Origin of the sequence: Pseudomonas sp. p106 (assembly GCF_003936645.1) — a bacterium.
In the GTDB taxonomy this organism is placed as follows: Bacteria; Pseudomonadota; Gammaproteobacteria; order Pseudomonadales; family Pseudomonadaceae; genus Aquipseudomonas; species Aquipseudomonas putida_E.
This window is the reverse complement of record NZ_RHQR01000001.1, coordinates 119,719-142,901: the sequence shown is the minus strand read 5'-3', so window position 1 is coordinate 142,901 and position 23,183 is coordinate 119,719. Positions and strand designations below refer to the sequence as shown.

The 23,183-nt window shown below is 64.6% G+C and carries 25 protein-coding genes; 20 read left to right on the top strand and 5 right to left on the bottom strand.

Going from position 1 to position 23,183, the window contains the following annotated elements; all coding sequences use genetic code 11:
- Positions 1-64: 64 nt before the first annotated feature.
- Positions 65-1,075, bottom strand: coding sequence for an AraC family transcriptional regulator (locus tag EGJ09_RS00685; RefSeq protein ID WP_125922915.1), 1,011 nt, complete (start codon positions 1,073-1,075; stop codon positions 65-67).
- A 168-nt stretch (positions 1,076-1,243) separates the two neighbouring features.
- On the opposite strand from EGJ09_RS00685, the gene EGJ09_RS00680 reads away from it, so the two are divergent.
- From EGJ09_RS00680 to EGJ09_RS00670, 3 genes are read left to right on the top strand one after another with little or no spacing between them, the layout of a single operon-like run.
- The gene (locus EGJ09_RS00680; protein WP_046785516.1) at positions 1,244-2,428 is read left to right on the top strand and encodes an acetyl-CoA C-acyltransferase family protein; all 1,185 of its coding nucleotides are present in this window, start codon (positions 1,244-1,246) and stop codon (positions 2,426-2,428) included.
- Between the two features lie 13 nt (positions 2,429-2,441).
- The gene (locus EGJ09_RS00675; RefSeq protein ID WP_125922914.1) at positions 2,442-3,290 is read left to right on the top strand and encodes a 3-hydroxybutyryl-CoA dehydrogenase; all 849 of its coding nucleotides are present in this window, start codon (positions 2,442-2,444) and stop codon (positions 3,288-3,290) included.
- 12 nt (positions 3,291-3,302) lie between these two features.
- A complete protein-coding gene (locus tag EGJ09_RS00670) occupies positions 3,303-3,884 on the top strand; it encodes a TetR/AcrR family transcriptional regulator (protein WP_012314083.1) in 582 nt (193 codons plus the stop codon).
- A 36-nt stretch (positions 3,885-3,920) separates the two neighbouring features.
- Here EGJ09_RS00670 and EGJ09_RS00665 read toward each other — a convergent pair whose 3' ends face one another.
- A complete protein-coding gene (locus EGJ09_RS00665; protein ID WP_046785518.1) occupies positions 3,921-4,562 on the bottom strand; it encodes a DUF1109 domain-containing protein in 642 nt (213 codons plus the stop codon).
- Entirely contained in the window at positions 4,552-5,136 is a 585-nt protein-coding gene (locus tag EGJ09_RS00660) for a sigma-70 family RNA polymerase sigma factor (protein ID WP_046785519.1), read from the bottom strand. The genes EGJ09_RS00665 and EGJ09_RS00660 overlap by 11 nt, the downstream gene beginning before the upstream one ends.
- 199 nt (positions 5,137-5,335) lie before the next feature.
- Here EGJ09_RS00660 and EGJ09_RS00655 point away from each other — a divergent pair, with 199 nt between their 5' ends.
- The 6 genes from EGJ09_RS00655 to EGJ09_RS00630 all read left to right on the top strand — a co-directional run bounded on the left by EGJ09_RS00655 (position 5,336) and on the right by EGJ09_RS00630 (position 9,890).
- Positions 5,336-5,614: a DUF2282 domain-containing protein gene (locus EGJ09_RS00655; protein ID WP_115275101.1), complete on the top strand. Its 279-nt coding sequence runs from the start codon at positions 5,336-5,338 to the stop codon at positions 5,612-5,614.
- 16 nt (positions 5,615-5,630) lie between these two features.
- Complete coding sequence (locus tag EGJ09_RS00650) at positions 5,631-6,464, top strand: DUF692 domain-containing protein (RefSeq protein WP_125922913.1); 834 nt, start codon at positions 5,631-5,633, stop codon at positions 6,462-6,464.
- Complete coding sequence (locus tag EGJ09_RS00645; protein WP_125922912.1) at positions 6,461-7,216, top strand: DNA-binding domain-containing protein; 756 nt, start codon at positions 6,461-6,463, stop codon at positions 7,214-7,216. The genes EGJ09_RS00650 and EGJ09_RS00645 overlap by 4 nt, the downstream gene beginning before the upstream one ends.
- A gap of 10 nt (positions 7,217-7,226) precedes the next feature.
- Entirely contained in the window at positions 7,227-7,694 is a 468-nt protein-coding gene (locus EGJ09_RS00640) for a DoxX family protein (protein WP_125922911.1), read from the top strand.
- Positions 7,695-7,832: 138 nt separating this feature from the next.
- Positions 7,833-9,173, top strand: coding sequence for an MATE family efflux transporter (locus EGJ09_RS00635; RefSeq protein ID WP_125922910.1), 1,341 nt, complete (start codon positions 7,833-7,835; stop codon positions 9,171-9,173).
- Between the two features lie 72 nt (positions 9,174-9,245).
- Complete coding sequence (locus tag EGJ09_RS00630; protein WP_125922909.1) at positions 9,246-9,890, top strand: TetR/AcrR family transcriptional regulator; 645 nt, start codon at positions 9,246-9,248, stop codon at positions 9,888-9,890.
- Between the two features lie 8 nt (positions 9,891-9,898).
- On the opposite strand, the gene EGJ09_RS00625 is transcribed toward EGJ09_RS00630, so the two are convergent.
- The gene (locus EGJ09_RS00625; protein WP_256658375.1) at positions 9,899-12,553 is read right to left on the bottom strand and encodes a glycoside hydrolase family 3 protein; all 2,655 of its coding nucleotides are present in this window, start codon (positions 12,551-12,553) and stop codon (positions 9,899-9,901) included.
- A gap of 76 nt (positions 12,554-12,629) precedes the next feature.
- A complete protein-coding gene (locus tag EGJ09_RS00620) occupies positions 12,630-12,872 on the bottom strand; it encodes a hypothetical protein (protein ID WP_115275108.1) in 243 nt (80 codons plus the stop codon).
- Positions 12,873-13,357: 485 nt separating this feature from the next.
- Between EGJ09_RS00620 and gspE the strand changes: the two genes are divergently transcribed.
- The 11 genes from gspE to gspD are packed head-to-tail and all read left to right on the top strand — an operon-like array spanning position 13,358 to position 23,166.
- Positions 13,358-15,046, top strand: a complete 1,689-nt coding sequence (gene gspE / locus EGJ09_RS00615) for a type II secretion system ATPase GspE (protein WP_125922907.1) — start codon at positions 13,358-13,360, stop codon at positions 15,044-15,046.
- Between the two features lies 1 nt (position 15,047).
- Positions 15,048-16,247, top strand: coding sequence for a type II secretion system F family protein (locus tag EGJ09_RS00610; RefSeq protein WP_125922906.1), 1,200 nt, complete (start codon positions 15,048-15,050; stop codon positions 16,245-16,247).
- A 10-nt stretch (positions 16,248-16,257) separates the two neighbouring features.
- Positions 16,258-16,680, top strand: coding sequence for a type II secretion system major pseudopilin GspG (gene gspG, locus EGJ09_RS00605; protein WP_046785525.1), 423 nt, complete (start codon positions 16,258-16,260; stop codon positions 16,678-16,680).
- Positions 16,681-16,682: 2 nt separating this feature from the next.
- On the top strand, positions 16,683-17,123 hold the full coding sequence (locus EGJ09_RS00600) for a GspH/FimT family pseudopilin (RefSeq protein ID WP_046785526.1): 441 nt from the start codon (positions 16,683-16,685) through the stop codon (positions 17,121-17,123).
- The gene (locus EGJ09_RS00595) at positions 17,120-17,482 is read left to right on the top strand and encodes a type II secretion system protein (RefSeq protein WP_046785527.1); all 363 of its coding nucleotides are present in this window, start codon (positions 17,120-17,122) and stop codon (positions 17,480-17,482) included. The genes EGJ09_RS00600 and EGJ09_RS00595 overlap by 4 nt, the downstream gene beginning before the upstream one ends.
- Positions 17,479-18,084: a prepilin-type N-terminal cleavage/methylation domain-containing protein gene (locus EGJ09_RS00590; protein WP_125922905.1), complete on the top strand. Its 606-nt coding sequence runs from the start codon at positions 17,479-17,481 to the stop codon at positions 18,082-18,084. The genes EGJ09_RS00595 and EGJ09_RS00590 overlap by 4 nt, the downstream gene beginning before the upstream one ends.
- On the top strand, positions 18,081-18,794 hold the full coding sequence (locus tag EGJ09_RS00585) for a general secretion pathway protein GspK (RefSeq protein WP_125922904.1): 714 nt from the start codon (positions 18,081-18,083) through the stop codon (positions 18,792-18,794). Before EGJ09_RS00590 ends, EGJ09_RS00585 begins: the two co-directional genes overlap by 4 nt.
- A complete protein-coding gene (locus EGJ09_RS00580; protein WP_125922903.1) occupies positions 18,782-19,831 on the top strand; it encodes a type II secretion system protein GspL in 1,050 nt (349 codons plus the stop codon). The genes EGJ09_RS00585 and EGJ09_RS00580 overlap by 13 nt, the downstream gene beginning before the upstream one ends.
- Positions 19,815-20,426, top strand: coding sequence for a type II secretion system protein GspM (gene gspM / locus EGJ09_RS00575; RefSeq protein ID WP_115275113.1), 612 nt, complete (start codon positions 19,815-19,817; stop codon positions 20,424-20,426). The genes EGJ09_RS00580 and gspM overlap by 17 nt, the downstream gene beginning before the upstream one ends.
- Positions 20,423-20,932, top strand: coding sequence for a type II secretion system protein N (locus EGJ09_RS00570; protein ID WP_125922902.1), 510 nt, complete (start codon positions 20,423-20,425; stop codon positions 20,930-20,932). The genes gspM and EGJ09_RS00570 overlap by 4 nt, the downstream gene beginning before the upstream one ends.
- On the top strand, positions 20,929-23,166 hold the full coding sequence (gspD, locus tag EGJ09_RS00565) for a type II secretion system secretin GspD (protein WP_125922901.1): 2,238 nt from the start codon (positions 20,929-20,931) through the stop codon (positions 23,164-23,166). The genes EGJ09_RS00570 and gspD overlap by 4 nt, the downstream gene beginning before the upstream one ends.
- Positions 23,167-23,183 lie beyond the last annotated feature (17 nt).

The window sequence follows — 23,183 nt, the reverse complement described above, 5'->3', positions numbered from 1 at the left end:
CTTGCGCAGGGAGGTGACGGGCATGGATGCCCGTCAAGCGCTTCGGCCCATGGCTGGGCCAACGCTACTGCCCAACCAACCTAGCCCGATATCTCCCCGGGCTTTGCCCCGTCCACTTCTTGAACGCCCGATGAAACGCACTGGGCTCCTGGAACCCTGCCTGCTCGGCGATTTCGGCAATGCTCATCACCCCCTCACGCAAACGCTCGAACGCCATGGCACGCCGCACCTCATCCTTGATCTGCTGATACGAACGCCCTTCGCGCTCCAACTGGCGGCGGAAAGTGCTGGCACTGATCCCCTGCTGCTCAGCCAGGGCCGCCAGCGTCGGCCATTGCCCATAGCGCCGGGCACGCAGATGCCGGTACACCTGGGCCACCAACCCATTCTGGTTGCGAAAGCGGATCACCAGGCCCTGGGGCGCGCTACGCAGGAAGGTTTTCAGACCGGCCAGGTCCTGGACCACCGGCAGACGCAGATAGGCGCTGTCGAACTCAACCTCGGTGCGCCCGCTGCCCAGGCGCAAGTCCGGCCCCCACAGCAGCAGGTCGTCGTCCTGGGCCGGGCGCGCCACTGCCAGTTCGGTGCGGTCGATGGCCAGACGGCGCCCGGCCAGCCAGCACAGCAGGCCAACCACCAGCACCAGATAGGTCTCCTCGGCATAAACCCGGGTCGACGGGTCGGCAATGTCCGAGTGCACGCTGATCACCGCCCGCCCGGCGCGCACCGTCAGGCTGCCGCGCAGGTCATGCAGGAACAGGCTGAAATTGCCCAAGCATTGGCGCAGTGCCTTGTCCAGGTTCGGCTCCTGGATAAGGCCGCGACAGATCAGGGCAAAGCTGCCCAGCGGCATGCCATGGCTGTCGAGGCGAAAGAACTCATCGTCCAGTTGCTGGATCTGCGTCAGCCACAATTGGGCGAACGCCTTGGCCGGTACGCGGGCCTGCGGCTGATCGAGCAACGCCGGGTCGATGCCCACCGCACGCAGATGAGCGTCACGCGCCAAGGGCTGGTCGCGCAGGGCATGAAACATGGCATTGAGAAAGTACACGGCGACCGAATCGCTATCGCGCATGGCGTTATTCGCTGTCTATGCTGAGTGGCAAAAAGTGCCAGGTTGACTGAACAGATCCGGCATAGGCTGGAACAGGGCCTTTGCCTAGACTCGGACTCAACGAGGGAGCGCCGGCCATTCTCGCAGAGCCTGGCCCGCTTCCGCCATGCCTTCGCAATCGGAGCCTCTATGAGCAGCGCAGAAATCTACGTCGTCAGTGCCGTCCGTTCCGCCATCGGTGGTTTTGGTGGCTCGCTCAAGGACCTGCCGCTGGCAGACCTCGCCACTGCCATCAGCCGCGCCGCCCTCGAACGCTCGGGCGTAGCCCCTGAGCAGGTCGGCCATGTAGTCATGGGTAATGTCATCCCCACCGAGCCACGCGATGCCTACCTGTCGCGGGTCGCCGCGATGAACGCTGGCATCCCCAAGGAAACCCCGGCGTTCAACGTCAACCGCCTGTGCGGTTCGGGCCTTCAGGCCATCGTTTCCGCTACCCAGTGCCTGCTGCTGGGTGATGCCGATGTGGCCCTGGCCGCCGGTGCCGAGTCCATGAGCCGTGGCCCTTACTTGCTGCCACAGGCCCGCTGGGGTGCGCGCATGGGCGACCTGCAAGGCATCGACTACACCGTCGGCGTTCTGCAGGACCCGTTCGAACACTTCCACATGGGCATCACGGCGGAAAATGTCGCCGCCAAGCACGGCATCACCCGCCAGATGCAGGATGAACTGGCCCTGACCAGCCAGCGCCGCGCCGCCCGTGCCATCGCTGAAGGCCGCTTCGCCAGCCAGATCGTGCCGCTGGAACTGAAAACCCGCAAAGGCACCGTCGAGTTCGCCGTTGACGAACACGTACGCGGCGATGTGACCGCCGAACAGCTGGCCGGCATGAAGACCGTCTTCAAGAAAGACGGCACCGTTACCGCCGGCAACGCCAGCGGCATCAACGACGGCGCTGCCGGCCTGGTGCTGGCGACCGGTGACGCCGTACGTCGCCTGGGCCTCAAGCCGCTGGCGCGCCTGGTGGCCTACGCCCATGCCGGCGTCGAGCCCGAGCTGATGGGCCTGGGGCCGATTCCGGCAACACGCAAAGCGCTGGAAAAGGCCGGCCTGAACATCAGCGACCTGGACGTGATCGAGTCCAATGAAGCCTTCGCCGCCCAAGCCTGTGCCGTGGCCCGCGCGCTGGACTTCGACCCGCAGAAGGTCAACCCGAACGGGTCCGGCATTTCCTTGGGCCACCCGGTGGGTGCTACCGGGGCGATCATTGCCACCAAGGCCATCCATGAACTGCAGCGCATTCAAGGCCGCTACGCGTTGGCCACCATGTGCATTGGCGGCGGCCAGGGCATCGCCGTCGTCTTCGAGCGCGTCTGAGGGAACTTGCAACATGAGCATTGAACAGATCGCCGTGATCGGCGCCGGCACCATGGGCAACGGCATCGCGCAAGTCTGCGCGGTGGCCGGCTATCAAGTGCTGCTGGTGGATGTCGCCGAGGCCGCACTAGAGCGCGGCATAGCCACCCTGAGCAAAAACCTGGAGCGCCAGGTCAACAAGGGTACCCTCGATGCTGAGCGCGCCAGCGCAGCCAAAGCGCGCATCAGCACCAGCACCGATTATGCCCGCTTGAGCACTGCGCAACTGGTGATCGAGGCGGCGACCGAAAACCTGCAGCTCAAGCAGCGCATCCTTCAGCAAGTGGCTGCCAACGTGGCGCCCGATTGCCTGATTGCCACCAACACCTCGTCACTGTCGGTGACCCAGCTGGCGGCCAGTATCGAGCACCCTGAGCGGTTCATCGGCGTGCACTTCTTCAACCCGGTGCCGATGATGGCCCTGGTCGAGATCATCCGTGGCCTGCAAACCAGCGACAGCACCTATGCCCAGGCCCTGCTGGTTACCGAGAAGCTCGGCAAGACGCCGATCACTGCCGGTAACCGCCCGGGCTTCGTGGTCAACCGCATCCTGGTGCCGATGATCAACGAAGCGATCTTCGTGCGCCAGGAGGGCCTGGCCAGTGCCGAGGACATCGACACTGGCATGCGCCTGGGTTGCAACCAGCCGATCGGCCCGCTGGCGCTGGCCGACCTGATTGGCCTGGACACCTTGCTGGCGATCATGGAAGCCTTCCATGAGGGCTTCAACGACAGCAAGTACCGCCCTGCCCCACTGCTAAGGGAAATGGTCGCGGCCGGCTGGCTGGGGCGCAAGAGCGGCCGCGGCTTCTTCACCTACTGAGGAGCTAACAGCATGCCCCCGGTCAATGCCGCGATGCGCTGTGCCAATTTTGAAGAGCGACGTGACCGGGCCATGGCGCTGTTCGCCGAGAAGGGCTTCGGCCAGGTGAGCATGCGCGAACTGGCGGCACATCTGGGCGTGACCGCAGGTTCGCTGTATCACCACTTCCCGAGCAAGCAGGACTTGCTGTACGACCTGATCGAAGAGTTGTACGAGGAGCTGCAGGCGACCCTGGAGCCTGGCCGCCGCGCTATGGCGCGTGGGGGTTCGGCGTTGGCTTGCCTGATTGCAGCGCACTGGCAACTGCATGCCGAACGGCCCCTGCAGTTTCGCCTGGCCGCACGGGACTTCTGCTGCCTGAGCGAAGCGCAGCAAACGCGCCTGGCGTTGTTGCGCAAACGTTACGAGACAGGGTTGCTGCGGTTGATCGCACCACAGGCGAAACTGCCCGACGCAGCATTGGCGGCGACGGCGCAGGTGGTGGCGACGTTGCTCAACCAGTTGCCTGGGATGCTGAAGGCTTTGCCTGAGGAACAAGGGTTGGGGTTGATGGAAAGCCTGCTGGTTGGGGGAATTGAGCGAACATTGCGCTAGCCCACCGTATCGCTCGATCAGCCAGGCTCTACATCTTCACCACCTCAACAAACGCGGGCCAAGCACTGCTCCCATCAACGTGGGCACCGACATCCCCAGCACGTACCAGATCCCCCAGAACGGCACCTGCATTTCCGGGCAGTGCAGGCAGTAAACCAAGGTTGCGGTCGCACCGGCGAGCAGGCCCGCGGCTGCGCCAGCCTGGCGCAGCCGCGTCGGTGCCAGGCCACGCAATGCCCAGAACAGGGTGATGAACACCGGCACGCACAGCAGCGTGATGTTCAACGCACAGGTGCGCCAGGTACGCCCAAAGATCAAATCGGCACGGGCTTCGACCGGAGCCCCGAACAGGCTGATCGCTGCTCCCAGCCAGACCAGCAGCAACGGTAGCCCGAGCAGTTGCCACACCACCCCGCCGCGCACGCCGGGCCTGGCCAGGCGCTGCGTCAACCACAGCCCGAGCAGCGCCAGGCTGGCGGGCAAGGCCAGCTTGGCCCAGAACAGCGGCGTACGCGCCACTTCGGCAAGGTCGCTGCGCACGCCATAGACGGCCACCGTCATCAGCACCGCAGCCAGTGTGCCTGCTAGCAACGCCAGCGCCAGGCGCCGTGCCAGCGCATGGCGCCCCACCGGCGCTTCACCAGCAGCCAGCAGGGTAATCAGTTCATCAGTCTTCATGCTCTTCACTGCCTCGAATCAGCTTGGCCAGCGCCTTGAGCCCCCGGTGTATGCCCACCTTGACCGCCGAACAGGAAAGCCCGGTGATACGCGCAGTCTCCTCCACCGACAGCCCTTCGAGCTTGACGTGGACAATGGGCAAGCGTTGGCGCGCCGGCAACCGCCCCAACAGCTTGCCCAGATCGCGGCTGGCCTGGGCAGGCGCTTCATCACTGGTGGCGAACAGGTCACTGTCGTCTTCCAGCACCTCGTGCAACGCGTCGTGGTGCGCATAGCGGCGCAGGTAATCTGCCAGCTTGTAACGGGCAATCGCCTGTACCCACGCCGTCAACGGCTGTTGCGGCTGGTAGGTATGACGTGCGTTATGCACGGCCAGCAACACTTCCTGCAGCAAGTCTTCGATTTCGGCCGGGCGCTGCTGCAGCCGCCGCCGCAGAAACCCACGCACATGCAGCGCCAGCGCCGCAAGGAATTCGCGGTAGGCCCGTGCATCGCCCGCCAGCCCGCGCAGCAGCAAGCCCTGCAACTGCGCCTCGCGTGCGCCGAGGTGGTCCTGAGAGTTAGTTCGTTGCATGGGGGGCCAAGGTTACACCGTCTGTAGTTTTTTCTTTTATCGAACCTTAGCCGCTGCTGCGCTTTTCAGCGCATGAGTCAGGTCAAATGCAGCAACCTGAAAATATTTTCGCGGGCCTGTAACCGCAGCAGCGGCCACCGCGAACTAGTCCATGAGCCTTCGGTACATCACCACGGCCCCACTCTCTGGAGACCCCCCCATGAATACCCTCGCCCTTACCACTGCCGCCCTGGCCCTTGCTTCCATGGCCAGCGTCGCCACCGCCGCTGATACCACCAGCAACGGTGCAGCCATGGAAAAATGCTACGGCGTCGCCATGGCCGGCAAGAACGACTGCAAAGCCGGTGCCGGCACCAGTTGCGCAGGCAGCTCCAAAAAAGACTACGACGCCATGGCCTGGAAAAACGTCCCGGCCGGCACCTGCACCTCGATCAAGACGCCCAATGGCATGGGTTCACTGACCCCGATCAAGTCTTGAGCAGAGGCCGCCGACCATGAACCGAACTGCCCCTCTGGGCGCCGGGCTCGGGCTCAAGGCTGAACACTTTGCCCAGGCCTTGGCCTGCGATGCAGAAGGCCTGTGGTATGAGGTGCATCCAGAGAACTACATGGTCGGCGGGCCGCGCCTGGCGTGGCTGCAGCGCATGGCCGAACGCCATGCGCTGTCGCTGCACGGCGTTGCGCTGTCACTGGCAGCGGACGCCGAACCGGACACCACCCACCTGCGCCGGTTGCGCGTGCTGATCGACCAGGTAAACCCGGTGCTGGTGTCGGAGCACCTGGCCTGGTCCTCCTGGCGTGACCAGTATCACCCCGACCTGCTGCCGTTCCCCCGCAGCCACGAAGCCTTGGCACGCATCAGTGACAATATCCTGCGCACCCAGGATGCCCTGGGGCGCTGCATCGCCATCGAAAACCCCAGCCACTACCTGCAACTGCAAGGGCACGACCTGGACGAAATCGAGTTCCTCGGCGAGCTGGTGCGCCGCACCGGCTGCACGCTGTTGCTGGACATCAACAATGTTCATGTCAGCGCCCACAACCTGGGTTTCAACGCCCAGGGCTACCTCGACCGCTTCCCGGCCCATGCCATCAGCGAAGTGCACCTGGCCGGCCACAGCCACGACGACCAAGGCGCACTGCTCATCGACTCGCACGATACAGCCATTGCCAAACCGGTCTGGGCGTTGTACCGCCGGCTGATCGCGCGCATCGGCGCGCGCCCGACACTGATCGAACGCGACGGCAACCTCCCCGCCTTCGATGAACTGCTTGCCGAACGGGCGATTGCCCAGTCGACCCTCGACCACGCAGGAGCCTTGCCATGAACCTGCCACTTGGCCAGTTCCAGGACGCCTTCATCGATGCACTCTACCTGCGCCCTGCTCCGCTGCTGCACAACCTGACACGCCAACCGGCGTTCGCGGTCTACCGCAATACCGTGATGGCCGGCTGCGTGGACGCACTGCGCGCCAACTTCCCCAGTGTCGAAACTCTGGTCGGCGCCGGCTGGATGCAGCAAGCCGCTGCCGCCTACGCACAACACACCCCACCTGACGACGCACGGCTGATCCGCTACGGTGCGACGTTCGCGGCGTTTCTGCAATCCAGCCAGGCCAGCCACGGCCTGCCCTACCTGGCCGATGTCGCACGCCTGGACTGGCATTGGTGCGAAGTGTTCAGCGCCATCGAGCAACCTTGCCTGGCCCTGGCCGACCTGGCAGGCATGACGGCCAGCGACCTGGGTGGCAGCCACCTGCGGCCGCGCCAGAGCGTGCGCTGGCAGTGGTTCGCCGCTCACCCGGCACTTAGCCTGTGGCGCCGCAGCCGCGAGGGCCTGCCATGGCCACAGTCGCAACCCTGGGTGGCAGAAGGCGCACTGTTGAGCGCCGACCAGGACGGCGTGAACCATCAGCCACTCGAGGCCGGTGGCTGCACGTTCCTGGATGCCTGCGCAGCCGGTCACTCACTGGAAGGCGCCTCGCAACTTGCCCTGCAACGCCAGCCTGACCTCGACTTCACCAGCCTGCTCGGTCGCCTGATGCAGGCCCGGGTCTTTCTCCCGCTTTCATTCGATTGAAGGAACGGCCATGGACACCCTGCGCCCCCCAGCTCCACCCATTGGCCTGCGCCAACGCTGGAACGGCCTTGCCGACTGCCTGCAACGGCTGCTCAACGACAGTGCGTTGTGCCTGGTCGCGCGGTTGGGCATCGCCTCGATATTCTTCCTGTCAGGCCGCACCAAGGTCGAGGGTCTGCTGAGCATCACGCCCAGTACCTACGAGCTGTTCCAGAGCGAGTATGCCTTGCCGCTGCTTTCGCCCTGGCTCGCAGCCCACCTGGCAACCTACGCCGAGCACCTGTTCCCACTGCTACTGGTGCTGGGCCTGTTCACCCGGCTTTCAGCGCTTGCCCTGCTCGGCATGACAGCGGTCATCCAGATATTCGTCTACCCGGACGCCTGGCCTACCCACCTGTCGTGGGCTGGCCTGCTGCTGTTGCTGATAGCCCGGGGTGCCGGCGCTCTGTCACTGGACCGGTTGCTACGGCTGCATTGAGCCCAGCCGGCCAGCTACCACTTGGCAGTTGCAGCGTGTCGGGTGAAGAACACTCACGCGGCTTTTCCATTAAACTCTTCGCAGCCCACGTTGTCTTGGTACCGCACTGTTGCACCCACCCTAGCGGTCCCCCCCAAGATGAAGCACCCCGCCACATTCACCCAAGGTTCATTGACCCACCACGTACGGGTAATGGCGTTTACCAGTGCGCTGAGCCTGCTGGCGATTTTCCTGACCGACATTCTCACGCTCACGTATGTCGCCCTGCTGCATGACGAAGTACTCATTGCTGCGGTAGGCATCGCCAAGACCCTGGCCTTTTTCAATTCAAGCCTGGTGGCAGGCATTGTCGTCGCTGCAGGCACCATGATCTCCCGCAGGGTCGGCCAGGGTTCGAGCGCCTCGGTGCCTGTGCTGACCAGCCACATGCTGATCCTCGCCGCGCTGGTCTCGGCCAGTGTGTCTGCACTGCAGTGGTACAACCTGGACTTCTTCGCCGGCCTGGTGGGGGCCGATGCGCCCGCCTCACCGCTTGCCCGGCAATTCATTGCCATGACGCTGGTGGCGTCGGTGCTGATGGCGCTCACTCAAGCCACGGCCCAAGTGCTCCGGGCGCAAGGTTTGAGCGGGCGCGCGCTGGCAGTGGTGCTGGCCAGTGCCGCCTGCCTGGCCATCGTCGACCCGATACTGATCTTTGGTCTGGACCTGAAACTGTTGGGCGCCGGCCTTTCCTGCCTGGTGGCAGCCACAGCAGGCAGCCTGACGGGCCTGTACCTGGTCAGGGCCCATGTCGGCCTTGCCACGCGCATACGCCTACGCCCGCTGCGGCTGTATGGCGCACGCATCATGCGCATTGCCTTGCCTTACACCCTCGCTAATCTTGCGATGCCCGTCGCCCTGACCTACACCATGGCGCAGCTGGCACTGTTCGGGGTCTCGGTCATGGCTGGCATGGCGGTGATGGACAGAGTGCTGCAGATTACCTACTGCCTGTACTTCGCCTTGCCGGGCGCGCTGGTGCCGATCCTGGCACAGAACCTGGGCGCGCACCGCCATGCGCGTTCACAGGCAGCCTTGCACAGCGCCGCCAGGCTGGTGGTGGTGTACGGCCTGGTCGCCTGGGCAGTGCTGGCAAGCGCCGCGCCGTGGCTTGGCCATGCCTTCGCGCTGTCAGGCCCGGGGCAGGCACTGATCGAGGACCTGTGCCGGTACGGGCCGGGGCTGTGGGTCATCATGGGCCTGGACTTCATCGCCATTTCGCTGTTCATCTGCCGTGGCCAGGCAGGGTGGGTGGCCTTCTACGCCTGGCTTCGCGCCACCTTGGGTACCCTGCCCTTCGTCAGCGCAGGCGCAGCACTGCAGGGTGCCAGCGGCGTCATGCTCGGGCTGTGGGTCGGCAATGCCCTGGTCGCACTGGCCAGCGTCGCCACGGCCATCCTGATCAACCGCCCAGGCGCATACCGGGCGCACGAACCCTAGAACTTTTGCCATAATCGCCCTCGCCGCTTCAGCGGAACCGGCACACCACCCACCACAGCTTGAAGTTGGTTTATGTCAGGTCAGGATCACGAAAGCGAAGCGTCCAGCACACCGGTCACCAAACGCCGCCGCGCCCCCAAGGGCGAAATGCGCCGCGCCGCCCTGCTGGATGCGGCCACCGCCGTGTTCGCCAAAGACGGTTATGCAGCGGCCTCCATGCGCGATGTGGCCGAAATCGCCGGCATCACCACGGTCGGGCTGTTGCACCACTTCCCCAACAAGGTGTCGTTGCTGCAGGCCTTGCTCGATCGGCGCGATCGGCGAGTGACGGAGAAGTTTGCCGAGCTGGAGATGGCGCCGACGCTTGCGAACTTCCTGGCCTTCGTGCGCATGAGCATGAACTTCAGCGTGCAGAACCTGCTTGAATGCCAGGCTTCGATGATGATCAGCGTCGAAAGCCTGTCCGAGCAGCACCCGGCCTGGCCCTGGTACAAAGAGAAATTCGCGCTGACCCACGCCCACGCCCAGGCGCACCTGGCGGCGCTGGTCGAGCATGGCGAGGTGCGCAAGGACATTGATGCGAAGGCGTTGGCGACCGAGATCTTCGCCGTGATGGATGGCCTGCAGATCCAGTGGCTGCGCGCCCCGGACCAGGTCGACGTCGAAGCGGTCTTCGACGCCTACCTGCTACGCCTTGCCTCTTGCATCAAGGCCTAGTGCGACGGTCAGTAAGCCTGGCTGTCGCTGACCTGCACCGCCGCTTGCAGCGGTGCCGGTAGTGGGTTGCTGTCACGCGTGGTCAAGTGTTGCGGCATGAGCGTGACCAGCGTGCGCTGCAGCGTGAGGTTTTCCGAGTCCGGGCCGACCCACACCTTGAACTTGCCGGCATCGACGTCCCAACTGTCGGTGTTCTGTACGAAGTACGCCAGCGAGCGCGAGTCGATCGGCAAACTCACGGTCTTGCTCTGGCCCGGCTCCAGGTACACCTTGGTAAAGCCCTTGAGCTCCTTCTTCGGGCGGTCGACTTGCGGGTCGATCGGCTGAATGTACAGCTGCGCGACCTCAAAGCCCGCCTTGTCACCCGTGTTGGTCAGGGTGAACGTGGCGTTCACCGTGTTGCCCGGGGTCATCACATTGGTCGAGAGCTTCAAGTCCGAATAGCCGAACGTGGTGTACGACAAGCCGAAGCCGAACGGGTACAGCGGTTTGGCGTGCTTCTTGTCATAGCCGCGGTACCCCATGTAAAGCCCCTCGCTGTAGTCGATCTCGGTCAGCGGGTTGTCGCCACGGTAGGCGGCCGGGTCCGGGTAGGACGCGTAACTTGGGTTGTCTTCGATCTTCTTGTCGATGGTCACCGGCAGCTTGCCCGACGGGTTCACCTTGCCATACAGGATTTCAGCCAGTGCCTGGCCACCCTGTTGCCCCGGGAACCAGGCATGCAACGCTGCGCCAACCTTCTTGGCCCACGGCTGCATGTCGGCCACGCCGCCGCCATGGGTGACGACGATGGTGTTCGGGTTGGCCTTGGTGACGAATTTGATCAACTCGGCCTGCTGGTCCGGCAGCGCGTAGCCGTGGTCGGAGCCTTCACCCTCGTTCTCGTAGTTGGTGCCCGCGGCGATCACCACGGCATCGTAGCTGGCGATGTCCTTCGGCGGTCGCAGGGACGCCCAGCTCATCTGAACGCCTGCCAGGCCGCCCAGTGCCGGCGTGAAGTTGCCTTGCACACGGCGGTACTCAAGCTTGACGTTGTAGGACTTGCCCGCCACCAGGGCAGCGCTCTTGCCCGAGGTGGTCAGCGCGTTGACCACATCAGAGGAGTACGGCACGCCGTCGCTCTGCACCACCAGCTTGCCATCGACCCAAAGCTTGTAAGGGCCGTCGGCGCGCACCTTGAACACATGCGCACCCGAGACGGTCGGCTTGATCGTCGCACTGAAGCGTGCGGAGAACGCCCCCGCCGTCGGGCTGAAGCCGGACACGGCAGTGGTGCCGGTGCTGGTTTCATTGGTGCTGGTGGTCCAGTTGAGGTTCACGCCCGGCTCGATGCGGGTCAGTACCGGGTTGCCGCTGAGGCTGGTGTTGCTGAAGTATTCGGCCTTCACCCCGGCATTGCTGACGCCGCTGCCGGACGAGGTCGGCTGGTACCAGACTGCCGCCTTGGGGTTCAGGCTCAACGCCGACAGGTAAGTGACATTGGCGCTGTTCGACGCCAGTTGCTGCAGCCCGCTGAGTTCGGTCACGTAGCTGTTGGGTGGCGAGTTGGCGGTACCGAACGGCGAGGCAGGCGCCTGGTTGGCCCAGTCGCCGATCACTGCGATTCTGGCGGTACGCGCCAGCGGCAGCAGCGGCTTGCCAGCAGCGGTATCGGCGTTGCGCAGCAGCACGATGCCTTCACGTGCAGCGTTCAGCGAGGCGCGCTGGCCATACTCGGTGTGCTCCAGCGTCTTTGCCGTGTTGAGGTTTTCCTGGAAGTCGTAGCTGACCACGGCGCGCAGGTTGCGCTTGACCTTGTCGTCGATGACGTTCTGGGTCAGCTGGCCGCTCCACAGGTACGGCAGCAGGTTGGCCTCGGTGAACTGCAGGCCCGAAGGCATGTCCAGGTCGGTGCCCGCCCATGCCCCCTTGAACGGGTCGTGAATGGCATTGAAGTCACTGATCACGGTGCCCTGATAGCCCCACTCGCCTTTGAGCACCTCGGTGATCAGGTGGTGGTTTTCGCAGGCGTAGTCGCCGTTGACCTTGTTGAACCCGCACATGATCGACGCCACGTTGGCGTTCTTGACCATCGACTCGAAGCCGGGCAAGTACAGCTCACGCAGCGTGCGTTCATCGGCCACGACATTGACCGCCTGGCGATTGGCCTCCTGCTCGTTGGCCAGGTAGTGCTTGCCGCTGGCCTGGATCCCCTGGGCCTGGATGCCGTTGACGATGGCCGGCGCCAGCACCGCGCCAAGGAACGGGTCCTCGCCACTGACGTATTCGGCCGAACGCCCGTTGTAGGGCGTGCGGTACAGGTTCACCCCGGGCGAGAGCATCTGCTGGCCGCCGGAAATACGCGTTTCATAGGCAATGGCCAGGCCGAACTCTTTGGCCCGGTTGATGCTCCAGGTGGCGGCCAGGGCCGACTGCGAAGGGTACTGTGCGCCAAAGGTGGCGTTATTGACGTGCACGCCCATGGACGAGTCGTACGCCACCGTGCCCTGGATACCCCACTTGAGCAGCGACGGGATCATGTGGCCGTCGTTGACCCGGGTGAAATTGATCTTCTCGGCCTGGTTCATGTTGTCCAGGATGGAGCTGACCCGGGCCTCCACCTCGTTGCCGGTGGCCGGCCCGGCCGCCAAAGCGCCCGAGGCCTGCATGACGCCGAGCGCCATCAGGCTCACGGCCTGTTTGAAATGTTTCACGGGTTGAATCCTCAAGAACAGAATGGGAGCAGGCAAACCTGCGGCCTTACGGCTGGCTGACCAGCGCCGGCGCATCAGCGGTGTCTACCGGCGCGTCGACAAAGGCATTGGCATCAGTGGCGCCCTTTGCAACATCGCTGACACCGGACAGTTGTTCACGCTGGCTGTCCAGTTGTTCACGGGCTTCATAAGCCGCTGTACCGGAAGTGGCGCCGTTTGTATCTGCGAAGGCATTTGGCACAGTGGCCAGCAGTGCCGAACAGGCGAACGGCAGCAGTAGTCTATTCATCGAATAGTTCTCGAAAAAAGAATGCAGGAATTAGCGGACCGCAAACAGGGCCCGGCCGGCGCGTAAGTCTGGGCAGTTAACTGAAAAGTTCAAGCGCTCATGAAGTGCACAGTGAGCAACGCATCAAAAAACCAAAAAAACCACGCCAAATAACATCGAAATATAAAGAATAGAATTACATTAAACACATGCTAAGAGCATATTAATATTCACAGATTCCAACATTTGTTAGAACTGTGGTTTTTTCATGCTTTTTTTGAGAATCAACGGCAATAATTTACCTTCCACTAAACCTAGTTGCAATTAGGTTTAGATGGGTGATATGCTTTCGAGACCGCTGAAAACAGCCAGCTAATTCACACTGAAAAACCCAAAAATATAGGCTGTTGCAACGGTTAAAATTCCAAAGTATTCTCCGGGCCACCTCAGGCCTGACAAGTAGTAAAGTGCCGCTATATGGCCAGCACTTGCACTAAGCCATCATAATGAAATCAACTATTCCTTCTGCTGACGATATATGTGAGTGGCTGCTCAATGCTGGCGCATTGCAACCGGCTGATATGAATCGTGCTGCACGCCTGGGCGTGGCGCAGGCAATGGGCGAACATGAAAAACTGCGCACCTTGCTGCGCCTGGGTGCAGTAAGAGAGCAGCAAATGGCCGCGGCCTACGCCGAGTTGCTGGGCGTGCCCAGGCTTGACGGGCAGCGTGTCGACACCCCGCCTGTGGCCACCGAACGCTTTGCTCGCCACTACGGCGTGGTCACCCTCAGTGAAAGCAGCAGCCACTTGCAGGTCGCCGCCGCCGTGCCGCTTTCGGCCTACGCGCTGAACGCACTCGGTTACCAGGCGGCAAAACAGGTAGAGCTGGTGGTAGGGACCAGCGACGAGATCACCGCCCTGATCGAACAGGCCTACGGCGAAGGCCGCTCGGCCATGGGCGCGCTGATCCAGACCCTGGACGACGACAGCATCGACGAAGGCGACATCGAACAGCTCAAGGACATGGCTTCCGAGGCGCCAGTGATCCGCCTGGTCAACCTGATGCTGCAACACGCCGTCGACCGTCGCGCTTCGGATATCCACGTAGAACCTTTCGAAACCCAGCTGAAAGTGCGCTACCGGGTCGACGGCGTGCTGGTCGAAGGCGAAGCACCACCGGCCGGCTACGCCGCGGCGGTCATCTCGCGGCTGAAGATCATGGCCCGGCTGGATATCGCCGAGCGCCGCCTGCCGCAGGATGGGCGGATCATGCTGCGCATTCAGGGCCGCGAGCTGGACTTGCGGGTCTCGACCGTGCCGACCAGTTTTGGCGAGTCGGTGGTGATGCGCCTGCTGGACCGGCAAACCGTGAGTTTCGACTTCGCCAGCCTGGGCATCCGTGGCCCCACCCTGCACAGCATCGAGCATCTGCTGGCGCGCCCCCATGGCATCTTCCTGGTCACAGGGCCCACCGGCTCGGGCAAGACCACCACCCTTTACACCGCGTTGTCGGGCCTGAACACCGCCGAACGCAAGATCATCACCGTGGAAGACCCGGTCGAATACCAGCTCACCGGCATCAACCAGATTCAGGTCAAGCCTGCCATCGGCCTGGGGTTTGCCACGGCATTGCGCTCGATCGTGCGCCAGGACCCGGACGTGATCATGATCGGTGAAATGCGCGACCTGGAAACCTGCCGCATCGCCATCCAGTCATCGCTGACCGGGCACCTGGTACTGTCGACCCTGCACACCAACAGCGCCGCCGCCAGCATCACCCGCCTGCTGGACATGGGCGTCGAAGGTTACCTGCTCGCCTCCACCCTGCAGGGCATCCTTGCCCAGCGCCTGGTGCGCCGCCTCGACCCGGCCACCCGTATCGCCTTCCAGGCACCGGCCGAACTGGTCGAACGCCACCAACTGGCCCGCTATACGCAACAGCGTCCGATCATGCTGTACCGCCCAGACGAGCAGGCGCCGGGCGGCGGTTACCATGGGCGCAGCGCGATCACCGAACTGCTGGTCATGGACGAAGACCTGCGCGGCATGCTCATGCGCCAGACCGATGCCGCCACACTGGAGGCCCACGCCCGTCGCAACGGGCTGGTGACCCTCTATGAGGACGGCCTGCGCCAGGCCCTGGCCGGCGTCACCTCGCTTGAAGAAGTGCTGCGCGTCACGGGTGGTGATTGAGGTGCCGACCTTTTCCTATACCGCGCTCGACAGCGAAGGCCGCAAGCAGCAAGGCGAACTGGACGCCAGTGACCGTGACCACGCCGCTCGCCAGTTGCAACGGCGCGGCCTGCTCATCCTGCAGCTCAGGCAGGGCAGCCGCCTGCTGCGTTCGGGCAAGGCGCGCAGCGTGTTCCAGCCGGTGGAACTGATCACCATCACCCAGCAGCTCACTACCCTGCTCAGCGCCGGGCAACCCCTGGACCGGGCGCTGCGCACCGTACTGAAGAACGTGCGCAGGCCCGCCGCCCAGGCCGTGCTGGAGCGGGTGCGCGAGCAGGTCAAAGCCGGCTTGCCGCTGTCCCAGGCGCTTGAAGAACACCCCGGCAGTTTCTCACCGTTCTACACCAGCCTGGTGCGGGCCGGCGAGGCCGGCGGTGTACTCGAAGCGACCCTTGGCCAGCTTGCCGGCTACCTGGAACAAAGCCACAAACTGCGTGGCGAAGTGATCAACGCGCTGATCTACCCGGCTTTCCTGGTGATCGGTGTGGTCGGCTCGCTGGCGCTGCTGCTGGCCTACGTGGTGCCGCAATTCGTACCGATCTTCCAGGACCTGGGCGTGCCCATTCCGCTGGTGACCCGCGCCGTGCTGGCCATGGGCGAGTTCGTCAATGCCTGGGGGCTGGCCTGCCTGCTGACGCTGTTCGGCGCCGGCTGGCTTGGCCTGGCCGCACGGCGTGACCCGCGTCGGCGCGTCGCCCAGGACCTGCGCCTGTGGCGCAACCGCCTGTTCGGCCCGCTGCTGCAGCGCCTGGAAACCGCACGCCTGGCGCGCACCTTGGGCACTTTGTTGAGCAACAGCGTCACCCTGCTCGGTTCACTGGCGATCGGCCGCGAAGTCAGTGCCAACCATGCACTGCGCGAGCATGTGGAGCGCACCACCGACCAGGTCAGGCAAGGCAGCAGCCTGAGCCTTGCGCTATCGGCAGAGGCCCTGCTGCCGGAGCTTGCCCTGCAGATGATCGAAGTCGGTGAACAGTCGGGCACCCTCGGCGCGATGCTGCTCAAAGTCGCCGATGTCTACGACCTTGAAGCCAAACGCACCATCGACCGCCTGCTCGCGGCGCTGGTGCCCACCCTGACCATCGTCATGGCGGTGATGGTGGCGGCAATCATGCTCGCCATCATGCTGCCGCTGATGAGCCTTACCAGCAATATCTAGGAAACCGCCCATGCCCTCCAAGCAACGCTTCAACGCCCGCCAAGCGGGCTTCACCCTGCTCGAAATGCTTGCCGTGATCGTGCTGCTGGGCATTGTCGCGACCATCGTGGTGCGCCAGGTCGGCGGTAACGTCGACAAGGGCAAGTACGGTGCCGGCAAGGCGCAGTTGGCCAGCCTGAGCATGAAGGTCGAAAGCTATGCCCTGGATGTCGGGGCGCCGCCGGCAACCCTTGAACAACTGCTAAAAAAGCCGGCCAACGCCAGCCGCTGGGCCGGGCCGTATGCCAAGCCCTCGGACCTGGTCGACCCCTTTGGCCATGGTTTCGCTTACCACTTCCCCGGTAGCCACGCCAGCTTCGACCTGATCTTCCTCGGCCAGGATGGCGCGGTCGGTGGCGAAGGCTACAAGGCCGACGTGGGCAACTGGGAATAACCATGGCAGCGCGCCCGCCCCGCGAACGCGGTTTTACCCTGTTCGAACTGCTGATCGTCATCGTCCTGGTCGGCGTTGCCACGTCGATCCTGGCCGTTGGCATTGGCCGGGGCATGCTGGTGGCCCATGAGCGCAGTGCATTGGCAAACATGGTGTCGGCGCTGCGTAGCGCCCGCGTGCAGGCCATCGCCAGCGGGCAACCGGTGCGCGCGAGCTTCGACCTGCAGCGCAGGCAGGTGCAGGCACCCGGGCGCACGCCCCAGGGCTGGCCCGAAGACTTCACCGTGCGCCTGCAGACGGCCCGCGGCCTGGGGGCGGGCTTTGAGTTCTACCCCGATGGCGCGGCCAGCGGCGGCAACATCCTGATCAGCCGCGGCCAAGCGCGTTGGCGCATCGACGTCAGCTGGCTCACCGGCAGTGTGCAAGTGCGGGAGTTGCCATGAACCGTCAGCGCGGTTTCACCCTGCTGGAGATGCTGGCAGCAATTGCCCTGCTGGTGGTGGCCTCGAGCATCCTGCTGGGCGCATTCGCCCAGAGCAGCCGCTCACTGGCGCAGGTAGAGCGCAGTGACCGCCACAATGCGGCGGCGCGTTCGCTGCTGGACGACTTCGACCTGGGCCCGCTTGCCGTGGGCCAGCAACGGGGTAGCTGGCAGGGCATCGACTGGGTGCTGGACGTCACCCTGGAGCAGGCAGTGCCCACACGCCTTGACCTGTACCGGCTGGACCTTACCCTGAGCGAGAGCGGGCACACCTGGCGCTACAGCACCCTGCGCGCACGCGCGCCAGGCAGTGAAACATGAAACGCCAGGCAGGCTTTACCCTGCTGGAGATCCTGGTGGTCATCAGCCTGCTGGGGTTGCTGCTGGGGCTGGTCGGCAGCGCCCTGGTGGCGGCCAACCGCTCAGTGGCAAAGGCCGAGCGCTACAGCGCCCGGCTCGATGAACTGCGTGCAACCCAGCGGTTCCTGCGCCAGGCGCTGGGCCAGGCGTTGCCATTGACCGCAGCGACCGGCCAGGGCGCCCACACCGCGACGTTCGAAGGGCAAAACGACACAGTGGTGTTTTTCGCCCCGCTGCCAAGCTCTGTAGGCGGGGGGATCTACCGCCAGCGCCTGCAACTGCGTCAAGGGCGTCTGCAGATCCAGTTGGCCAGGCTGCAAGGCCAACGCCTGCAGGCCTGGGGCGAGCCCCAGCGTTTGCTGGAGGGGGTCAAAGGGCTGCACCTGAATTACCGCGGCTACTCCCCGCTGGGCAAGGCCACCGGCTGGATGCCCCAGTGGCCGTGGCCCGAGCGGCTGCCCCAGGCAGTGCGCGTGGCGGTGCAACTGCAAGGCACTCAGGCCTGGCCACTGCTGCAGGTCAACCTGCTGCTTGACCTGTCCGGCGACGGTGGCCGGCCATGAGCCGCCAGCGCGGCGCGGCCCTGTTGCTGGTGCTCTGGGTCGTCGGTTTGCTGAGCGTGCTGCTCGGCGGTTTGGCGGTATCGGTCCAACTGCAGCAGCGCCAGGCCCGCTGGCAAGGCAACCAGACCCAGGCCGGGCTCGCCGCCCAGGCAGGCTTCAACCTGGCCGTGGCCAACCTGCTGCGCGGCGGCCAGGCGCGCTGGCTCGCCGATGGCCAAGTCCACGTGGCCCACTTTGCAGGCAGCACGCTGCACATCAGTGTGGTCAGCGAACGGGGCAAGCTGGACCTCAACGCAACACCTTCAACGAGCCTGGCAAAACTGCTGCGTGCCAGTGGCGCCACCGCCGAACGCTCGAAAATCATCACTCAGGCTTTAAGGACGAGGCGCAACCAGGTACCCCTGCGAATGCTCGAAGAATTTCGCGAACTGCCCGGCATGAGCTACGCCGTCTATGACCGTGCCCTGCCCTTCATCACCGTCTGGTCGGGCAATGCCCAGCCCGACCCCAGCCTGGCATCACCCACACTGGCCAGTGTGCTGGGCCTGCCCCACTATCACGGGCCCTCGCCGGATGGCGGGCCGATCCTCACCGTCACCAGCCAGGCCACCTTGCCCGGCGGCTTTCAGTCACGCCTGAAGGCAACCTTCGTGCTGCTGCCGGCCTACTCCGGTGGCAAGCCTTACCGGGTATTGAGGTGGCAGGATTGATCCGCCTGGCAAAACACTGTGCGGCACGCTGGGGCAGCCAACAGCAGCTTTACCAGGCACGCTGGCGGGCCAGCCGTGCCCGGTACTGGCTCAGCGCATGGCGGGCCGAGCTGCTGGGCATGCTCCCGCAGGCGGTCGCCGCGCGCCTTGGCAACGGTAATACGCCGCAGGTGCTGCCATGGCCGTTGCCTGCCGACTGCCAGCACAGTCAGCCTGCCGTTCTGCTGCTGCCTGCCTCGCACGTGCTGACGCAGCACATCGAGTTGCCCGTTGCCGCCACGCGCAACCTGATGCAGGTGCTGGCCTACGAAATCGATCGCTACACGCCGTATACCGCCGACCAGGTCCATTTTGTCGCCCGCGTGGCGCAGCGCCGCGCACCACAGGCCCAGGTTGAACTGGTGGCCATCGCACGCAGTACCCTGGACACCCTGCTGGTTGCCTGTGGCGAACAGGGTGTGCACCTGGTCGGCATCGATGCACTGGACGCCCGCGGCGAACGCCTGATGATCGACTTGCTGCCGGCCGAAAGCGCCCGCACGCGGTCACGCCCAGGCCAGCTGGGCCGGTGGCTGTGGCTTAGCTGCGCAGCCTGTTGCGTAATGCTTGGCGCAGCCTGGCTGGAGCGCCGCCAGGGCGAGGTTCTGGCCATGCAGCGCGAAGTGGCGGCACAACGCGAGGCCGCCCAGCAGGTGCAGCACTTGCGCCAGGCCCTGGACACCACGCTGGGCGCCTCGACCTACCTGGCCAGCCTCAAGGCACAACGCCCCACTGTCACCGCGCTGCTGGCCGACCTCACCGCCTGCGTGGGCGACGACACCTGGATAGAGCAGCTGGAAGTGAGCGATGGCACGCAGGTGACGTTCACCGGCCAAAGCGAACGCACCAGTGCCTTGCTGGCGCAGGTAAAGACCTGCACCACGCTTGAGCACGCGCAGTTCAAAGGCATCATCCAAGCCGACAAAACCACGGGCCGCGAGCGCTTTTCCATCACCGCCCAGCTCAGCCAGGAGGTGCCGCATGCGCCCACTCACTAGCAGAGAACGCAAGCTCTGCGCCTTGGGCGTGCTCGCGCTGTTGCTTTGGCTGGCCTGGTACCTGGTGTTCGAATGCCTGCTGCTCGCCCCCCTGCGCAGCCTGGACGCGCAAGCCCAGACGTTGCGCGAGCAGCAACGGCGCTATGCCAGCCTAATGCTTCAGCAACCTGAACTGCAGGCCCAGTTGCAGCGCAGCCGCAACGACCCCGCCCAACGCAACAGCCTGCTGCCGGGCGAAGACCCCAACGCCGTAGCCGCCGACCTGATGCAGCGTGCCGTCGATCAGGTGAAGGCGCAGGCGCACGTCGGCCCCGGCTGCGATATCACCCAGCGCATGCCCATCGCCCCCGCCGAGCAGGGCCAGGCCGAGCCTTATCGCCCGGTCAAGGTCAGCCTGACGCTGGCCTGCGCCATCGAACCGCTGGCGGCCCTGCTGCATGCACTGGAGTACGGCCAGCCCAGCCTGTTCATCGACCAGCTGAGCATACGCCGCAGTGCTGCGGCGCCAGCCAAGGGGCCTGCCGGGCGCCTGGAAGTCCACCTGCTGATACGCGGTTACCTGCACGCGCAGCCAGCAGAAGGAAGCGACTCATGATGCGTGCCGCTCATCTGGTGCTGCTGGCTGCCAATGTCAGTGCCCTCGCCGTGGTCGCCTGGATGCTTGTCGCGCCAAACCCACCGCAGTGGCTGCCGGCGCAAAAGCCTTCAGCGACGCCCGCCCACCAGCCACCCGCGCCACTGGCCGAGCTTGCCCAGCCAGTGCGTGCCGCCACCTGGGCGCACCCGATCTTCAGCGTTGACCGTCAGCCCGACCCACAACAGCAAGGCCAGCACAGCCCTGCATTGGCCAACCTGACGCTGACCGGCGTGGTGCTCGACGGGCAGTCGCGCTGGGCCTACCTGCGCGAAGGCCGCAAACCAGCCAGCAAGGTTGCGCTGGGCAGCACGCTGGCAAGCGGCTGGACCCTTACCCGGCTGACGGCGCTGAGCGCAACCTTCACCCGTGCCGGGCAACAGCACACCCTGAGCATGCCACTGCTGCGCCTGCCGCCGCCGTCCAAGGCCTCCGCCATCACTCTTCCGCGTATTGAAACCCCATGACCATGCAAGCTCCTTCACGCCACCCATTCCCTACTCTGCGTGCGCCATTGCTCGGCCTGAGTGTCGCCATCGCCCTGGCCGGTTGCGCCACCACGCAACGTGACCTGCACACCGACCCGGCGCTGCTGCAGCAAGCCTTCAACGGCGCCGACGCCCCAGCACCTGTGGTCACCAGCCTCGAGCCCGCTGCCGCGCCCGCTGCTACGGCCCCGCGCACGGCGCCTGGCCGGCAGATCATCACCGGCAACCAGCGTTTCATCCGCAAGGCCTCGGCAACGCCCCCCGCCGCGAAGGATGAGCAAGGCGATATCGTGTTCAACTTCACCGACCAGCCCATCGAGGCGGTGATCAACAGCGTCATGGGCGACCTGCTGCATGAAAACTACAGCATCAGCCAAGGCGTCAAAGGCAGCGTCAGTTTCTCCACCTCAAAGCCGGTCACCAAGCAGCAGGCACTGTCGATCCTGGAAACGCTGCTGTCGTGGACCGACAATGCCATGATCCGCCAGGGCGAGCGCTATGTGATCCTGCCGGCCGACAAGGCCGTCGCCGGCAAACTGGTGCCACAGGTGCCGGTCGCCCAGCCTGCCACGGGCCTTGCCGCCCGGCTCTACCCGCTGCGCTACATCGGTGCCAGCGAGATGCAGAAGCTGCTCAAGCCCTTCGTGCGTGAAAATGCCTTCCTGCTGGTCGACCCGGCTCGCAACGTGATCAGCCTGGCGGGCACCCCCGATGAACTGGCCAACTACCAGGACACCATCGACACCTTCGACGTCGACTGGCTCAAGGGCATGTCGATTGGCGTTTACGGCCTGCAACGCGCTTCGGTGGCCGAGCTCATGCCGCAGCTGCAAAAACTGTTCGGGCCCGACAGCGGCATGCCTTTGTCGGAGATGGTCAGGTTCATGCCCAACGAACGCACCAACTCGATCGTCGCCATCTCTGCGCAACCGGAATACTTGCAGGAAGTCGGCGACTGGATCCGCACCATCGATGAAGGCGGTGGCAACGAGCCACAGCTGTTCGTGTACGACGTACGCAACATGAAAGCAACTGACCTTGCCCGTTATCTGCGCCAGATCTATGGCTCGGGGCAGATCAACGACGACAAGGCGGCCAGCGTCGCGCCAGGGCTCAAGACCACCAGCCTGACCTCGCTCAACGGCACCGGCGGCCAGTCGGCCCAAGGCCTGGGCGGCACTGGCATGAGCACCCAGGCCAGTATCGGCCAGGCGCCATCGGAGGATGACTACGAGGACACTGAGCAAACCCAGGCCAGCAGCGCCGAGCCGGGCGACGGCTCGGTCAAGAGCCTTCAAGAGTCGGTGCGCATCACCGCGCAGAAAAGCAGCAACCAGCTGCTGGTACGCACGCGGCCAGCCCAGTGGAAAGAGATCGAATCGGCCATCAAGCGCCTGGACAGCCCGCCGCTGCAGGTGCAGATCGAAACACGCATCCTCGAAGTCAAGCTCACCGGCGATCTGGACCTGGGCGTGCAGTGGTACCTGGGCCGCCTGGCCGGCAATTCGTCCAGCACCACCGTCGCCAACGAAAGCGGCAGCCAAGGTGCACTGGGTGCCGGTGGCGTCGCGCTGGGCAGCGCCTCGATGTTCTACTCCTTCGTCAGCAGCAACCTGCAGGTGGCCCTGCGCGCGCTGGAAACACGCGGCCTGACCCAGGTGCTTTCGGCCCCCTCGCTGGTGGTGCTGAACAACCAGCAGGCGCAGATCCAGGTCGGCGACAACATTCCGATCAGCCAGACCACCGTCAACACCAGCGACTCCGATACCACCCTGAGCAGTGTCGAATACGTGCAGACCGGTGTCATTCTCGATGTCGTGCCCCGGATCAACCCCGGTGGCCTGGTGTACATGGATATCCAGCAGCAAGTGAGCGACGCCGACGACAGCGCCGTCACCACCACCCAGCCCAACCCGCGCATTTCCAGCCGTGCGGTATCGACCCAAGTAGCGGTGCAAAGCGGCCAGACGGTACTGCTGGGGGGGCTGATCAAGCAGGACAACGGCCAATCCGATACCCGTGTGCCGGGCCTGTCGAGCATACCCGGGCTGGGCTGGCTGTTCGGCAGCACCTCCAAGAGCCGTGACCGTACCGAGTTGATCGTGCTGATCACGCCAAGGGTCGTGAACAACCCCGAACAGGCGCGCCAGGTCACCGCGGATTATCGCCAGCAGATGCAGGTGCTCAGGGAGCAAGCAGCGCTGAACAGGTAGAGAACGAACCGTGCATG

What these genes read in the sequence shown, in the direction of transcription:
- EGJ09_RS00625 (WP_256658375.1), bottom strand. Translation starts at nt 12,553, where the DNA reads ATGGCGCTCGGCGTCATGCAGGCCTCGGGCGCTTTGGCGGCCGGGCCG.
- EGJ09_RS00685 (WP_125922915.1), bottom strand. Translation starts at nt 1,075, where the DNA reads ATGCGCGATAGCGATTCGGTCGCCGTGTACTTTCTCAATGCCATGTTT.
- EGJ09_RS00670 (WP_012314083.1), top strand. Translation starts at nt 3,303, where the DNA reads ATGCCCCCGGTCAATGCCGCGATGCGCTGTGCCAATTTTGAAGAGCGA.
- gspG (WP_046785525.1), top strand. Translation starts at nt 16,258, where the DNA reads ATGCCCTCCAAGCAACGCTTCAACGCCCGCCAAGCGGGCTTCACCCTG.
- EGJ09_RS00675 (WP_125922914.1), top strand. Translation starts at nt 2,442, where the DNA reads ATGAGCATTGAACAGATCGCCGTGATCGGCGCCGGCACCATGGGCAAC.
- EGJ09_RS00640 (WP_125922911.1), top strand. Translation starts at nt 7,227, where the DNA reads ATGGACACCCTGCGCCCCCCAGCTCCACCCATTGGCCTGCGCCAACGC.
- EGJ09_RS00620 (WP_115275108.1), bottom strand. Translation starts at nt 12,872, where the DNA reads ATGAATAGACTACTGCTGCCGTTCGCCTGTTCGGCACTGCTGGCCACT.
- EGJ09_RS00680 (WP_046785516.1), top strand. Translation starts at nt 1,244, where the DNA reads ATGAGCAGCGCAGAAATCTACGTCGTCAGTGCCGTCCGTTCCGCCATC.
- EGJ09_RS00665 (WP_046785518.1), bottom strand. Translation starts at nt 4,562, where the DNA reads ATGAAGACTGATGAACTGATTACCCTGCTGGCTGCTGGTGAAGCGCCG.
- EGJ09_RS00595 (WP_046785527.1), top strand. Translation starts at nt 17,120, where the DNA reads ATGAACCGTCAGCGCGGTTTCACCCTGCTGGAGATGCTGGCAGCAATT.
- EGJ09_RS00630 (WP_125922909.1), top strand. Translation starts at nt 9,246, where the DNA reads ATGTCAGGTCAGGATCACGAAAGCGAAGCGTCCAGCACACCGGTCACC.
- EGJ09_RS00650 (WP_125922913.1), top strand. Translation starts at nt 5,631, where the DNA reads ATGAACCGAACTGCCCCTCTGGGCGCCGGGCTCGGGCTCAAGGCTGAA.
- EGJ09_RS00645 (WP_125922912.1), top strand. Translation starts at nt 6,461, where the DNA reads ATGAACCTGCCACTTGGCCAGTTCCAGGACGCCTTCATCGATGCACTC.
- EGJ09_RS00655 (WP_115275101.1), top strand. Translation starts at nt 5,336, where the DNA reads ATGAATACCCTCGCCCTTACCACTGCCGCCCTGGCCCTTGCTTCCATG.
- gspD (WP_125922901.1), top strand. Translation starts at nt 20,929, where the DNA reads ATGACCATGCAAGCTCCTTCACGCCACCCATTCCCTACTCTGCGTGCG.
- EGJ09_RS00570 (WP_125922902.1), top strand. Translation starts at nt 20,423, where the DNA reads ATGATGCGTGCCGCTCATCTGGTGCTGCTGGCTGCCAATGTCAGTGCC.
- EGJ09_RS00590 (WP_125922905.1), top strand. Translation starts at nt 17,479, where the DNA reads ATGAAACGCCAGGCAGGCTTTACCCTGCTGGAGATCCTGGTGGTCATC.
- gspE (WP_125922907.1), top strand. Translation starts at nt 13,358, where the DNA reads ATGAAATCAACTATTCCTTCTGCTGACGATATATGTGAGTGGCTGCTC.
- EGJ09_RS00635 (WP_125922910.1), top strand. Translation starts at nt 7,833, where the DNA reads ATGAAGCACCCCGCCACATTCACCCAAGGTTCATTGACCCACCACGTA.
- EGJ09_RS00660 (WP_046785519.1), bottom strand. Translation starts at nt 5,136, where the DNA reads ATGCAACGAACTAACTCTCAGGACCACCTCGGCGCACGCGAGGCGCAG.
- EGJ09_RS00600 (WP_046785526.1), top strand. Translation starts at nt 16,683, where the DNA reads ATGGCAGCGCGCCCGCCCCGCGAACGCGGTTTTACCCTGTTCGAACTG.
- gspM (WP_115275113.1), top strand. Translation starts at nt 19,815, where the DNA reads ATGCGCCCACTCACTAGCAGAGAACGCAAGCTCTGCGCCTTGGGCGTG.
- EGJ09_RS00585 (WP_125922904.1), top strand. Translation starts at nt 18,081, where the DNA reads ATGAGCCGCCAGCGCGGCGCGGCCCTGTTGCTGGTGCTCTGGGTCGTC.